This window comes from Modestobacter excelsi, assembly GCF_005930495.1.
Classification (GTDB): Bacteria; Actinomycetota; Actinomycetes; order Mycobacteriales; family Geodermatophilaceae; genus Modestobacter; species Modestobacter excelsi.
Genome location: NZ_SJEX01000028.1, coordinates 23,872 through 36,914, shown reverse-complemented (window position 1 = coordinate 36,914; position 13,043 = coordinate 23,872). Strand labels below are relative to the sequence as shown.

13 protein-coding genes are annotated in these 13,043 nt (G+C 73.7%); 9 read left to right on the top strand and 4 right to left on the bottom strand.

Annotated elements, in window-relative coordinates; genetic code table 11:
• The first annotated feature begins 3 nt into the window (after positions 1 to 3).
• A complete protein-coding gene (gene purD / locus FHL80_RS11490; protein ID WP_138733547.1) occupies positions 4 to 1,260 on the top strand; it encodes a phosphoribosylamine--glycine ligase in 1,257 nt (418 codons plus the stop codon).
• On the opposite strand, the gene FHL80_RS11485 is transcribed toward purD, so the two are convergent.
• Positions 1,247 to 2,716, bottom strand: a complete 1,470-nt coding sequence (locus FHL80_RS11485) for an AI-2E family transporter (protein ID WP_216870630.1) — start codon at positions 2,714 to 2,716, stop codon at positions 1,247 to 1,249. The genes purD and FHL80_RS11485 overlap by 14 nt on opposite strands.
• 93 nt (positions 2,717 to 2,809) lie before the next feature.
• Here FHL80_RS11485 and purB point away from each other — a divergent pair, with 93 nt between their 5' ends.
• Positions 2,810 to 4,117 carry an adenylosuccinate lyase gene (purB, locus tag FHL80_RS11480; RefSeq protein WP_138733546.1) on the top strand — a complete coding sequence of 436 codons (1,308 nt, stop codon included), beginning with the start codon at positions 2,810 to 2,812 and terminating at the stop codon, positions 4,115 to 4,117.
• Entirely contained in the window at positions 4,114 to 4,974 is an 861-nt protein-coding gene (locus FHL80_RS11475) for a phosphoribosylaminoimidazolesuccinocarboxamide synthase (protein WP_138733545.1), read from the top strand. Before purB ends, FHL80_RS11475 begins: the two co-directional genes overlap by 4 nt.
• A 33-nt stretch (positions 4,975 to 5,007) precedes the next feature.
• Here FHL80_RS11475 and FHL80_RS11470 read toward each other — a convergent pair whose 3' ends face one another.
• Positions 5,008 to 5,691, bottom strand: a complete 684-nt coding sequence (locus FHL80_RS11470; protein WP_138733544.1) for a PilZ domain-containing protein — start codon at positions 5,689 to 5,691, stop codon at positions 5,008 to 5,010.
• A gap of 162 nt (positions 5,692 to 5,853) precedes the next feature.
• Between FHL80_RS11470 and purS the strand changes: the two genes are divergently transcribed.
• Genes purS through FHL80_RS11450 form a run of 4 tightly spaced genes read left to right on the top strand, consistent with a single transcriptional unit; the run spans position 5,854 to position 9,450 of the window.
• Positions 5,854 to 6,093, top strand: a complete 240-nt coding sequence (purS, locus tag FHL80_RS11465; protein ID WP_138733543.1) for a phosphoribosylformylglycinamidine synthase subunit PurS — start codon at positions 5,854 to 5,856, stop codon at positions 6,091 to 6,093.
• Between the two features lie 9 nt (positions 6,094 to 6,102).
• Positions 6,103 to 6,774 (top strand): phosphoribosylformylglycinamidine synthase subunit PurQ, encoded by a 672-nt coding sequence (gene purQ / locus FHL80_RS11460; RefSeq protein WP_138733542.1) that lies wholly within the window; start codon positions 6,103 to 6,105, stop codon positions 6,772 to 6,774.
• Positions 6,775 to 6,779: 5 nt separating this feature from the next.
• Positions 6,780 to 9,059, top strand: coding sequence for a phosphoribosylformylglycinamidine synthase subunit PurL (purL, locus tag FHL80_RS11455; protein WP_138733564.1), 2,280 nt, complete (start codon positions 6,780 to 6,782; stop codon positions 9,057 to 9,059).
• A 10-nt stretch (positions 9,060 to 9,069) separates the two neighbouring features.
• A complete protein-coding gene (locus FHL80_RS11450; RefSeq protein WP_246078619.1) occupies positions 9,070 to 9,450 on the top strand; it encodes a sterol carrier family protein in 381 nt (126 codons plus the stop codon).
• A 55-nt stretch (positions 9,451 to 9,505) separates the two neighbouring features.
• Here the strand turns inward: FHL80_RS11450 and FHL80_RS26710 are convergent, their stop codons facing one another.
• A complete protein-coding gene (locus FHL80_RS26710) occupies positions 9,506 to 9,637 on the bottom strand; it encodes an MFS transporter small subunit (RefSeq protein WP_281283466.1) in 132 nt (43 codons plus the stop codon).
• On the bottom strand, positions 9,634 to 11,046 hold the full coding sequence (locus FHL80_RS11445; protein ID WP_138733540.1) for an OFA family MFS transporter: 1,413 nt from the start codon (positions 11,044 to 11,046) through the stop codon (positions 9,634 to 9,636). The genes FHL80_RS26710 and FHL80_RS11445 overlap by 4 nt, the downstream gene beginning before the upstream one ends.
• A 237-nt stretch (positions 11,047 to 11,283) precedes the next feature.
• Here FHL80_RS11445 and FHL80_RS11440 point away from each other — a divergent pair, with 237 nt between their 5' ends.
• Both FHL80_RS11440 and FHL80_RS11435 read left to right on the top strand, forming a co-directional pair.
• Positions 11,284 to 12,372 carry an S-(hydroxymethyl)mycothiol dehydrogenase gene (locus tag FHL80_RS11440; RefSeq protein ID WP_138733539.1) on the top strand — a complete coding sequence of 363 codons (1,089 nt, stop codon included), beginning with the start codon at positions 11,284 to 11,286 and terminating at the stop codon, positions 12,370 to 12,372.
• A complete protein-coding gene (locus FHL80_RS11435) occupies positions 12,369 to 12,992 on the top strand; it encodes an MBL fold metallo-hydrolase (protein ID WP_138733538.1) in 624 nt (207 codons plus the stop codon). The genes FHL80_RS11440 and FHL80_RS11435 overlap by 4 nt, the downstream gene beginning before the upstream one ends.
• Positions 12,993 to 13,043 lie beyond the last annotated feature (51 nt).

Below are 13,043 nucleotides of genomic sequence, written 5' to 3'. Positions count from 1 at the left end.
GTCGTGCGCGTCCTCGTGATCGGCTCCGGTGCCCGGGAGCACGCCCTGTGCGTCGCTCTGCAGTCCGACCCCGCGGTGACGGCGCTGGCCTGCGCCCCCGGCAACGCCGGCACCGCGGTGATCGCCCAGCCGTTCGTCCTGGACGTCGGCGACCCGGTCGCGGTGGCCGCGCTCGCCACCGAGTGGCTCGCCGACCTGGTCGTCATCGGTCCGGAGGTGCCGCTGGTCGCCGGCGCCGCGGATGCCGTCCGGGACGCCGGGGTCGCCTGCTTCGGCCCGTCCCAGCAGGCCGCCCAGCTGGAGGGCTCGAAGGCCTTCGCCAAGCACGTGATGACCGCCGCCGGTGTGCCGACCGCGGGGTTCTGGGCGGTCGGTGGCCCGGCCGAGCTGGAGACCGCGCTGGACGAGGCGGGCCCGCCCTACGTGGTGAAGGACGACGGCCTGGCCGCGGGCAAGGGCGTGCTGGTCACCACCGACCGGGCGGCCGCGGTCGCGCACGGCCACGCCGTGCTGGACGCGGGCCACCCGGTGCTGATCGAGGAGTTCCTCGACGGCCCCGAGGTGTCGCTGTTCGCCCTGTCGGACGGGACGACGGTCGTGCCGCTGCTGCCCGCGCAGGACCACAAGCGCCGGGACGACGGCGACGAGGGCCCGAACACCGGTGGCATGGGCGCCTACGCCCCGCTGCCGTGGGCGCCGGACGACCTGGTCGACACCGTCCTGGAGACCGTCCTGCAGCCCACCGTGGACGAGATGGCGCGCCGCGGCGAGCCGTTCAGCGGGCTGCTCTACGCCGGCCTGGCACTGACCTCGGCCGGGGTGCGGGTGGTGGAGTTCAACGCCCGCTTCGGCGACCCGGAGACCGAGGTGGTGCTGCCGCTGCTGGAGACCCCGCTGGCGGCGCTGCTGCACGCCGCGGCCACCGGCACACTCGCGGACCAGCCGCCGCTGCGGTGGCGGGACGGCGCCGCGGTGACCGTCGTCGTCGCCGCGTCGGGCTACCCGCAGCGTCCGCGCCTCGGTGACCCGGTGACCGGTGCCGACGCCGAGGGCGTGCTGCACGCGGGCACCGTCGTCGGGCCGGACGGGCTCGTGCACTCCGCCGGGGGCCGCGTGCTGGCGGTGACCGCCGTCGGGGCCGACCTCGCCGACGCCCGGCAGACCGCCTACGAGCGGGTCGCCGGCATCCGGCTGGCCGGTGCGCACTGGCGGACCGACATCGCGCTGGCCGCCGTCGAGGGGCGCATCACCTCGCCGTGACCATCCGGCGGGCGCTGCGGGTGTCCGGTTGCGGCGGCCGCGGGCCCTCGTGCCGGCGGGACAGGTAGGTGCCGCCGACGTTGGCGCAGGCGATCACCGGCACGGCGATGAGGGCACCGAAGATCCCGCCGATCAGCAGCCCGCCCGCGATGCCCAGGACCACCGCCAGCGGGTGCACCGACACCGCCCGGCCGAGCAGCAGCGGCTGCAGCACGTGCGCCTCGATCTGCATGACCAGCACGATGATCCCGAGCGCGACCAGCGCCCGCACCGGCCCCACCGCGACCAGGGTGACCAGCACCGACACCGTGCCGGCCAGGAACGACCCGATGATCGGGACGAAGGCGCCGAGGAAGACCAGCGCCGCCAGCGGCACCACCAGCGGGGTGCCCAGGAACAGCAGGCCGACGCCGATGAACACCGCGTCGAAGACGGCCACCGCGACCGTGGCCCGGACGTAGGAGATCAGGGTGCGCCAGGAGCGCCGGGCCGCCTCGTCGACGTAGGCCTGCGCGTTGGCCGGGGCCAGGCCGACGAGCCACAGCCAGATGTGCCGGCCGTCCATCAGGAAGAAGAACAGCGTGAACAGGGTGAGCAGCAGGCCGGTGGCCATCTCCCCGACCGTGGCCGCGGTGCTGAGCGCGCCGGAGGTGAGCAGGCCCTGGTTGTCCCGCACGGACTTCGTGACGCTGTCGATCGCGTCGTTGATCTGGCCGTCGTTGATCGGGAAGGTCCGGGTGATGTAGGACTGGACCTGGGAGATGCCCTCGTCGACCTGGGAGGCCAGGTCGTCGTAGCCGGCGGCGAACTCCTCGACCACCAGCGTGACGATGCCCGCGACGACGCCCAGCCCGACGACGAGCATCGCCAGCGCCGACAGCGACCGCGGCCAGCCGTGGTGCCGCAGGAACGCCGCCCCGGGCTGCAGCAGCGCGGCCAGCAGGAGCGCCACCAGCACCGGCACGATGACCACGGCGAGGTACCCCGCGGCCCGCAGCACCAGGTAGAGGGCGGCGATGACCACGATCGCCCGCCAGGACCAGGCGGCGGCCACCCGCAGACCGGTGGGCACGTCCTGCTCCGGGGGTCGGGGGGCCTCCGGTCCCAGCAGGCTGCCCCGGCTGCGGTCGCGGCCCCGCGCCGGGGGCCGGCCGCCGGGTGGGGGAGGACCGCTGACCCCGCCCGGGACGTCGACGTCCGGGGCGCCGGGGTGCGGGCTGCCCGGGGGGTGCACGGCGGCAGCGCCCGCGCCGTCCCCGTCGCCGCCGGGTGCGGTGCCGACGGCGTCCGGCGCGGCAGCCGACGGGTCCGGCTCCTCGACGTGCCCGACGACGGCGCGGGTGCCGTCGGCCATCACCAGCACGGTGCCCTCGGGCCAGGCGTGCGGGTCGTGCTCGCGGGCCACCCGGATGCGCTCCCGTGCCCGTGCGACCAGGTGCCCGGGTCGCAGCGACATCGTCGTCCTCCGAGGTGATGGGAGCCCGCACGGGGCTGTGCGAGAGGATGGAGCCGTGGCGCGACGAACTGACCGGTCCGAAGCGGTACCCGCATGATCGACAGGTACACCCTGCCCGAGATGGGCCGGGTCTGGAGCGACCAGCACAAGTACGACCTGTGGTGCCGCGTCGAGACGCTGGTGCTGGAGGCGCACGCGGCCGCCGGGCGGGTGCCCGCCGACGTCGTCGAGCCGGTGCGCAACGCCCCGCCGCCGACCCCGGAACGGGTGGCGGAGATCGAGGAGACGACGCAGCACGACGTCATCGCCTTCCTCACCGCGTGGGCCGACAACACCGAGCCTCGCTCGGCCGCGGCCTACGTGCACCACGGGATGACCAGCTCGGACCTGCTGGACACCGCGCTCGCCGTCCAGCTCACCGACGCCACCGACGTCCTGCTGGCCAAGGCCGACCGGCTGGTCGCCGCGCTGCGGGACCACGGGCTGGCCCACCGCGACACGATCAAGGTGGGGCGCACCCACGGCGTGCACGCCGAGCCCGACGTCTGGGGCCACCGGGTGGCCGACCTGGCGTTCGCCGCGGCGCGCTCCCGCGACCGGCTGCGCCGCGCACGGGAGGCGGTCGGGGTGGTCGCCATCTCCGGCGCCGTGGGCACGTACTCGCTCATCGACCCCGCCGTCGAGGTCGCCGTCGCCGAGGCGCTGCAGCTGCGCGCCGCCGACGCCTCCACCCAGGTGGTGCTGCGCGACGGGATCAGCGAGTGGGTCTCCGCGCTGGCGATCACCGCCACCGTCTGCGAGGCGATCGCCCTGGAGGTGCGGCACGGGCAGCGCACCGAGGTGCGGGAGCTCGCCGAGGCCTTCGGCTCGGGTCAGAAGGGCTCGAGCGCGATGCCGCACAAGAAGAACCCGATCCGCTCCGAGCGGATCGCCGGCTTGGCCCGGGTGGTCCGCGCCGCGATCGTGCCGGTGATGGAGGGCATCCCGCTGTGGCACGAGCGGGACATCTCGCACTCCTCCACCGAACGCGTCTTCCTGCCCGACGCCGCGACCACCACCGACTACCTGCTCGACCTGACCGCGGGCCTGGTGGAGAACCTGGTCGTCGACGTCCAGCGGATGCGCGACAACCTCGACTCGACCGGCGGGCTCATCTACACCTCCGCCGTCCTGCTGGAGCTGGTCGAGGGCGGCATGGGCCGCGAGGCGGCCTACGCGCTGGTCCAGTCGGCGGCGATGGAGACCTGGAACACCGGGACGCCGTTCCGCGAGACGCTGCGGGCCCGGGCGGCCACCGACGGGGTGACCCTCGACGAGGCCCGGCTGGACGAGATCTGCCGGCCCGAGCGCTACGTCCAGAACCTGGCCCCGCTGTTCGACCGGCTGGCCGCGTTGTCATGACGCTGGACCTGCCCCTCGTGGCCCGCGGCAAGGTCCGCGAGGTCTACGACGCCGGGAACGACCGGCTGCTGCTCGTCGCCAGCGACCGGATCTCCGCCTACGACCACGTGCTGCCCACGCCCGTCCCGGACAAGGGCCGGGTGCTCACCGCGCTGTCGGTGTGGTGGTTCGAGCAGCTGGCGCCGGTGCTGGCCGAGCACGGCGCGACGCACCACCTGATCAGCGCGGACGACGTCCCGGCCGAGGTGGCGGGGCGGGCGATGCTCGTGCGGCGGCTGGAGATGCTCCCGGTCGAGTGCGTCGCCCGCGGTCACCTGTCCGGCTCCGCCACTCAGCAGTACCAGCGCACCGGGGCGATCGTCGACGTGCCGCTCCCGGCCGGGCTGGTGGAGGGCTCCCGGCTGCCCGAGCCGGTGTTCACCCCGTCCACGAAGGCCGAGGTCGGGGAGCACGACGAGGCGATCCCGTTCAGCGGGGTGGTCGAGGCGGTCGGCGCGGAGCAGGCCGAGGCGCTGCGCGCGCTGACGCTGGCGCTGTACCGCCGCGGTGCGGAGATCGCCGAGGCCGCCGGGATCGTGCTGGCCGACACCAAGTTCGAGTTCGGCCGGGCCGGTGGTGGGCTGGTGCTCGGCGACGAGGTGCTGACCCCCGACTCCTCGCGGTTCTGGCCGGCGACCACCTGGTCACCGGGTGCCGCGCAACCGTCCTACGACAAGCAGTTCGTCCGCGACTGGCTGACCATCTCCGGCTGGGACCGGGTGTCCCCGCCGCCGGAGCTGCCCGATGAGGTCGTCGCCGCCACCCGGGACCGCTACGTGAAGGCCTACGAGCAGCTCACCGGCACCACGTTCCGCTGAGCCGCCGCCGGCCCCGACCGGACCGGCGCCCGCTCAGAGCAGGCCCCGCTGGCGGAGATCGCGGAGACCGGCGAACACGCGGGCCCGGATCTGGTCCTGGGTGCGCTCGGGCAGCCCGATGAAGCGGGCGGACAGCTCGTGGAGGTCGTCCTCGCGCTCGTGGCGGCGGATCACCTCGGCCTTCGCGTCCACCTGCCCGGGGCCGAGGTCGACGACCACGTCGAGGAGCTCGCCGACCTGCGGCCCGGCCACCGCCGTCTCCGGTGTCGGGGTCTCGGCGGCGCCCGCCGGGGCCCCCAGGAGCCCGCGGAACCCGCCTTCGCTGATGTCGACGGTCGTGCCCGTCAGCCGGGTGCTCCCGGCGGAGGCGCGCACCTCCAGGGAGAGCGGGGCGCGGACGGCCGAGCGTCGCTGCCCGCGGACAGCCGGCCCGGTCGGCCGCACCCGCCAGCACTTCTCGGTCCCGTCCTCCGTGGCGACGAGCTGAGCCGGCATCGACCGGAGCTCTGTGGGAGCCCGCCAGATGAGCTCGACCCGCTCGCCGTCGTCCACGCGAACGCGCCGCTGGGCACGGTCCTGCCCGACGGTCACCACGATGTCGTGGTCCTCGAGCCGCTCGACCCAGCTGAGCAGGGCGCTGTCACGACCGGCGACGAGCACGTCGATGATGGCGCGTTCCTCCGGGTAGTCCGTCCCGGCAACTCCGGTCCTGGTCATGCGTTGCCTCCTCGGGTGGGCCCGCGCCGGGTGCGCCGACTCCACCGCCGCTTCTCCATCGGCATGCGGCACCGCCGCCTTTACCCGGGCGCGGCGGGGCGTGTGCCGGGCGCCGGCGGTCGAGCGGGAGGAGGCGGTCGCCGTGCCGGTACCCTCGTCCTCGTGCCAGTGGTGGTCGTCGACGTCGTCCTGAAGCAAGAGATCTCCGATCCCCAGGGGCAGGCGGTGCTCGGCGCCCTGGGCCGGCTGGGGCACTCCGGCGTCCGCAGTGTCCGGCAGGGCAAGCACTTCGTCCTCGACGTCGAGGGCGAGCCCGACGAGGCCGAGCTGCGCCAGATCGCCGAGACCCTGCTGGCCAACCCCGTCATCGAAGACGTCGAGCTGCACCTCCCCACCGACTGAGGACCTGACTTGCGCATCGGTGTCATCACCTTCCCGGGCTCCCTGGACGACGTCGACGCCGCGCGTGCGGTCCGGCTCGCCGGCGCGGAGCCCGTCCCCCTCTGGCACGGCGAGCACGACCTGAAGGACGTCGACGCCGTCGTCCTGCCCGGCGGCTTCTCCTACGGCGACTACCTGCGGGCCGGCGCCATCGCCGCCCGGTCGCCGCTCGTGCAGGACGTGGTCGCCGCCGCCCGCACCGGCCTGCCGGTGCTCGGCATCTGCAACGGCTTCCAGGTGCTCTGCGAGGCCGGGCTGCTGCCGGGGGCGCTCACCCGCAACAGCCACCTGCACTTCCGCAACCGCGACCAGGGCCTGCTCGTCGAGCGTGCCGACACCGCGTGGACGTCGTCGTACGCCCAGGGCCAGACCATCGTCGTCCCGGTGAAGAACGGTGAGGGCCGCTACGTCGCCGCCGACGCCGACCTCGACCGGCTCGAGGGCGAGGGGCGGGTCGTCGTCCGCTACGTCGGCGGCAACCCGAACGGCAGCTCGCGCGACATCGCCGGCGTCACCAGCGCCGACGGCCGGGTCGTCGGGCTCATGCCCCACCCGGAGCACGCGGTCGAGGAGCTGACCGGGCCCTCGACGGACGGGCTGGGCTTCTTCGTCAGCGTCCTGCAGTCGGCGGTGGCGGCGTGAGCGCCATGGACACGGTCGAGCTCGCCGCGAAGTCCCCCGACGACCAGCAGCCGTGGGCCGAGCTCGGGCTCAAGGACGACGAGTACGCCCGGATCCGCGAGATCCTCGGTCGCCGGCCCACCACCGCCGAGCTGGCGATGTACTCGGTGATGTGGAGCGAGCACTGCTCCTACAAGTCCTCCAAGGTGCACCTGCGCCGGTTCGGTGACCTGCCGAAGAGCGACGCACTGCTGGTCGGCATGGGCGAGAACGCCGGCGTCGTCGACGTCGGCGACGGCTGGGCGGTCACGTTCAAGGTCGAGTCGCACAACCACCCCAGCTACGTCGAGCCCTACCAGGGCGCGGCCACCGGGGTCGGCGGCATCGTCCGGGACATCCTCACCATGGGCGCCCGGCCGGTCGCCGTCATGGACTCGCTGCGCTTCGGTGCGGCCGACGCACCCGACACCGCCCGGGTGCTGCCCGGCGTGGTCGCCGGCGTCGGCGGCTACGGCAACTGCCTGGGCCTGCCCAACATCGGCGGCGAGCTGCTGTTCGACGACTGCTACGCGGGCAACCCACTGGTCAACGCGCTGTGCGTGGGTGTGATGAAGCACGCCGACGTCCGGCTGGCCAAGGCCGAGGGCGCCGGCAACAAGGTGGTCCTCTTCGGGGCGCGCACCGGCGGTGACGGCATCGGCGGGGTCTCGGTGCTCGCCAGCGAGACCTTCGACGACTCCGCGGACGGGCAGCGAGGCCCGGCCAAGCGCCCGGCGGTGCAGGTCGGCGACCCGTTCACCGAGAAGCTGCTGATCGAGGCCTGCCTGGAGATCTTCGCCGCCGACCTGGTCACCGGCATCCAGGACCTCGGCGGTGCGGGCATCTCCTGCGCCACCAGCGAGCTGGCCGCGGCCGGCTCCGGGGGCATGGCGATCGACCTGGACGCCGTCCCGCTGCGCGACTCCACGCTCACCCCCGCCGAGATCCTGATGAGCGAGTCGCAGGAGCGGATGTGCGCGATCGTCGAGCCGGGCAAGGTCGAGGAGTTCCTGGCCGTCTGCGCCAGGTGGGACGTGCTGGCCACGGTGATCGGTGAGGTCACCGACGGCGACCGGCTCACCATCGACTGGCACGGCGAGCGGATCGTCGACGTCCCGCCGCGCACCGTGGCGCTGGAGGGCCCGGTCTACGAGCGGCCGATGAGCCGCCCGGCCGACCTCGACGCGTTGCAGGCCGACGCCCCGCCGTCGTCCTCGGCCGACCTGCGGGCCGACTGGCTCGCGGTCGTCTCCAGCCCGGACGGCGCGGACAAGACCTGGGTCACCGAGCAGTACGACCGCTACGTGCGGGGCAACACCGTCCTCGCCCAGCCCGAGGACGCCGGGGTGCTGCGGATCGACGAGCAGAGCAACCGCGGCATCGCGCTGGCACTGGACGGCAACGCCCGCTACGCCCGGCTGGACCCGTACACGGGCACCCAGCTGAACCTGGCCGAGGCCTACCGCAACGTCGCCGTCTCCGGTGCCCGGCCGCTGGCGGTCACCAACTGCCTGAACTTCGGCTCGCCGGAGGAGCCCGAGGTCATGTGGCAGTTCGCCGAGGCCGTCCGCGGCCTGGCCGACGGCTGCCGGGCGCTCGGCCTGCCGGTCACCGGCGGCAACGTGAGCCTCTACAACCAGACCGGCGAGACGGCGATCAACCCGACGCCGGTCGTCGGCGTGCTGGGTGTGCACGCCGACGTCAGCCGCCGGGTGCCGTCCGGCTGGCGGGCCGAGGGCGAGACGGTGCTGCTGCTCGGCGGGACCCGCCCGGAGTTCGGCGGCTCGGCATGGGCCGCCGTGGTGCACGGCCACCTCGGTGGGCTGCCGCCGGTGCTGGACCTGGCCGCGGAGCAGGCGCTGGCCGGGCTGATGGTCGGGCTGGCCGCCCAGGGCCGGGTCAGCTCGGCGCACGACCTCGCAGACGGCGGTCTGGCCCAGGCACTGACCGAGTCGGCCCTGCGGTACGGCGTCGGGGCGCGGCTGCGGGTCGAGGGCGACCCCACGGCGGCGCTGTTCGCCGAGTCCGGCGCGCGCGCCGTCGTCACCACCTCGCAGCCCGACACCGTCCGGACGGCGGCGCAGGCGGCCGGCGTCCCGGTCACCGAGCTCGGGACGACGGGCGGCGACGCCCTGGTGCTCGACGGGCTGCTGGACCTGCCGCTGGCCGAGCTGCGGGAGGCCTGGACGGCGACCCTGCCGGCGCTGTTCGGCAGCCCGGAGCTGGCGGTCGGCACCGTCCCCGCGGGCGCCGTCCCCACCAGCTGACGTGGCCGCGGTGCAGCCGATCTCCGCCGAGGAGCTGCGGGCTGCACTGGCCCCGACGGCCGGCTGGCTGGCGGGGGAGGCCGAGCAGCCGCCGCGCGCCACGCTGGGCGCGGCGGTGAAGACCTCGGCCCGGTGGTTGGCGCAGCAGGTGCCCGGCCGCTCGGTGGAGCTGCGGGTCCCGCCGTTCGTCGCGGTCCAGTGCGTGCCCGGGCCGCGGCACACCCGCGGCACCCCGCCCAACGTGGTGGAGACCGACGCGGCGACCTGGCTGCGGCTGGCCACCGGGACGCTGACCTGGGTCCACGCGGTGGCCGAGGGCAAGGTGAGCGCGAGCGGCAACCGTGCCGACCTCTCCGCGCTGCTCCCGCTGGCGGCTCTGCGCCGACCCTGAACACGACGGCGCCCCCCTGCTCGGTGAGCAGAGGGGGCGCCGGGCGTGCTGCGTATCAGCCGGTGAACAGCTTCGAGGCCGTGCTGATCGTCTGGTAGAGGCCGTAGGCCAGCGGCAGACCGACGAGGGTCCAGGCGAAGGCGATCAGGCCGGCGGGCGTGTGCGAGGTGTGCTGCTGCTCGGTCATCGGGCTGCGCTCGTCTCCGGGGTCGTGTCGGTGAAGATGGCGTCGGCCTTGGGCTCGTGGAACCTGGCGGCGACCGGCTTGATCAGCAGGTTCGCCACGAAGCCCACGGCCAGCAGGCCGACCATGATGAACAGCGCCGGCCGGTAGTCACCGGCGACCAGGCTGCCAGGCTCGCCTCGGGCGTCCAGGACGCGGTTGACGATCAGCGGGCCGGCCACACCGGCGGCCGCCCACGCGGTCAGCAGCCGGCCGTGGATGGCGCCGACCTGGTAGGTGCCGAACAGGTCGCGCAGGTAGGCCGGGGCCGTGGCGAACCCGCCGCCGTAGAAGCTGATGATCAGCGCGGCGAGGAGGACGAACAGCCACGTGGCCGAGCTGCCGACGGTGGCCAGCAGCACGTAGAGCACCAGGCCGACGCCGAGGTAGACCATGTAGATCGGCTTGCGGCCGATGAAGTCCGACGTGGTCGACCAGGCGAACCGGCCACCCATGTTGAACAGCGACAGCAGACCGACGAAGCCGGCGGCCGCGGTGACGGCGACCGTGGAGGTGCCGCTCTCCCGGAAGAAGTCCTGGATCATCGGGCTGGCCTGCTCGAGGATGCCGATGCCGGCGGTCACGTTGCAGAACAGCACGACCCACAGCAGCCAGAACTGCGGCGTCCTGATCGCGTTGGCGGCCGACACGCTCTTGGTGGTGACCAGGGCCTTCGCCTTGATCGTCGAGGGGTCGAAGCCGGCGGGCCGCCAGCCCTCGGCCGGGACCCGGACGATGAAGGCACCGAAGAGCATGAAGGCCAGGTAGACCAGGCCGAGGGTGACGAAGAGCTTGGCGACGGCGTCACCGCTGGCGACCGTGGCGGCGGTGCCGTCGTAGGCCGGGTCGTACCAGCCCATCAGCTGGCGGGACAGCGGGGTGGCGATCAGCGCGCCACCGCCGAAGCCCATGATCGCCATGCCGGTGGCCAGACCCGGGCGGTCCGGGAACCACTTGATCAGCGTGGAGACCGGCGAGATGTAGCCGATCCCCAGGCCGATGCCGCCGATGACGCCGTAGCCCAGGTAGAGCAGCCACAGCTGGTCGGTGGCGATGCCGGCGGCGCCCACCAGGAAGCCGACCGACCAGAAGCAGGCCGAGACGAACATCGCTGCGCGCGGGCCGTTGCGGTCCACCCAGGTGCCGAAGAGGGCGGCGGAGAGGCCGAGCATCACGATCGCGATGGAGAAGACGATGCCGATCGCGGTGAGGCTGGAGTCGAAGTCGGCGACCAGCGCGGTCTTGTAGACGCTGGTCGCGTAGGCCTGGCCGATGCACAGGTGGACGGCGAGCGCCGCCGGTGGGATGAGCCACCGGTTGAAGCCAGGGCGCGCGATGATGCGCTCCCGGGCCAGGAAGCTGGGTACTGCCACGGAACGGACCTCCGAGGAACGTGGGCGGTGCGACCGGGCGGACGCGACCTGGCCACCACCTGGGGATCCGCTGTGTCCCAGGCGCGGCCGGAGGGACCGTACGTCGCCGCGTGGCGTGCCGCCGTCCGAGAACCCCTCATCCGGGGGGTTCCGAGACCGATTCGTTGCACGGCACCGGTTCCGAGCGGCCGGCTGCCAGGGTGCGCGCCCGCCGGTGCCCGTCCCTAGGGTGGGGGCATGCCGTACGAGGTCAAGGGCGTCGTCGCCCTCAGCAAGGGTGCTCCGGTCACGATCGAGACGGTCCTCGTCCCCGACCCGGGTCCGGGGGAGGCGGTCGTGGACGTGCAGGCCTGCGGGGTCTGCCACACCGACCTGCACTACCGCGAGGGCGGGATCAACGACGAGTTCCCGTTCCTGCTCGGCCACGAGGCGGCCGGCGTGGTCTCCGCGGTCGGTGAGGGCGTCACCAACGTGGCGGTCGGCGACTACGTGATCCTGAACTGGCGGGCGGTGTGCGGTGAGTGCCGCGCCTGCGCCGCCGGCAAGCCCTGGTACTGCTTCAACACCTCCAACGCCGCGCAGAAGATGACGCTGGCCGACGGCACCGAGCTGTCCGCGGCGTTGGGCATCGGCGCGTTCGTGGAGAAGACGCTGGTCCACTCCGGGCAGTGCACCAAGGTCGACCCGGCCGCCCCGCCGACCGCCGCCGGGCTGCTGGGCTGCGGCGTGATGGCCGGTGTCGGCGCGGCGATCAACACCGGCGGGGTCACCCGCGGCAACTCCGTCGCCGTCTTCGGCTGCGGCGGTGTCGGGGATGCGGCGATCGCCGGGTCGAAGCTGGCCGGCGCCACGACGATCATCGCCGTCGACATCGACGACCGGAAGCTCGAGTGGGCCACGGGCATGGGCGCCACCCACACGGTCAACTCGAAGGAGACCGACGCCGTCGCCGCGATCAAGGAGCTGACCGGCGGGTTCGGCGTCGACGTCGCCATCGACGCGGTCGGCCACCCCGCCGTGTACGAGCAGGCCTTCTACTCCCGGGACCTCGCCGGCACCGTGGTCCTGGTCGGCGTCCCGAACCCGACCATGGAGATCACCCTGCCGATGATCGAGGTGTTCGGCCGGGGCGGTGCGCTGAAGTCCTCCTGGTACGGCGACTGCCTGCCAAGCCGCGACTTCCCGATGCTCATCGACCTGTACCTGCAGGGCCGCTTCGACCTCGACGCGTTCGTCTCCGAGACGATCTCCCTGGACGCCGTCGAGCAGGCCTTCCAGAAGATGCACGACGGCGAGGTCCTGCGCTCGGTCGTGGTGTTCGAGTGACCCCGCGGATCGAGAAGGTCGTGATCAGCGGGGTGTTCAGCCTCGACGGTCAGGACTTCGACGTCGACAACAACGTCTGGCTGGTCGGGGACGACGACGAGGTGCTCGTCATCGACGCGCCGCACGACGCAGCACCCATCGTCGAGGCGGTGGCCGGCCGGAGGGTGCGGGCGATCGTGCTCACCCACGGGCACAACGACCACATCACCGCCGCGGTGGCCCTGCGGGACGCGGTCGACGCCCCGATCTGGTTCCAGCCCGCCGACCGGATGCTCTGGGACCAGGTCTACGGCGGCGGGGTCCACCCCGACGCGAGCCCGGACCGGGAGCTGGCCGACCACACCCGGTTCCGGGTCGCCGGGACCTCGCTCGAGGCGCTGCACACCCCGGGCCACTCGCCGGGCAGCACCTGCCTGCACGCCGCGGACCTGCGCACCGTCTTCACCGGCGACACGCTGTTCTCCGGCGGGCCCGGCGCGACCGGGCGGTCCTACAGCGACAAGCCCACCATCATCACCTCGATCAACGCGCGGCTGATGAGCCTGCACGGCGACACCGTGGTGCGGACCGGGCACGGCGACGACACGACCATCAACGCCGAGGTCGGGCACGTCCACTGACGAAGGACCCCGTCCCCCTCACCACCCGCGAGCTCGCGGCGAGCCTCTGGA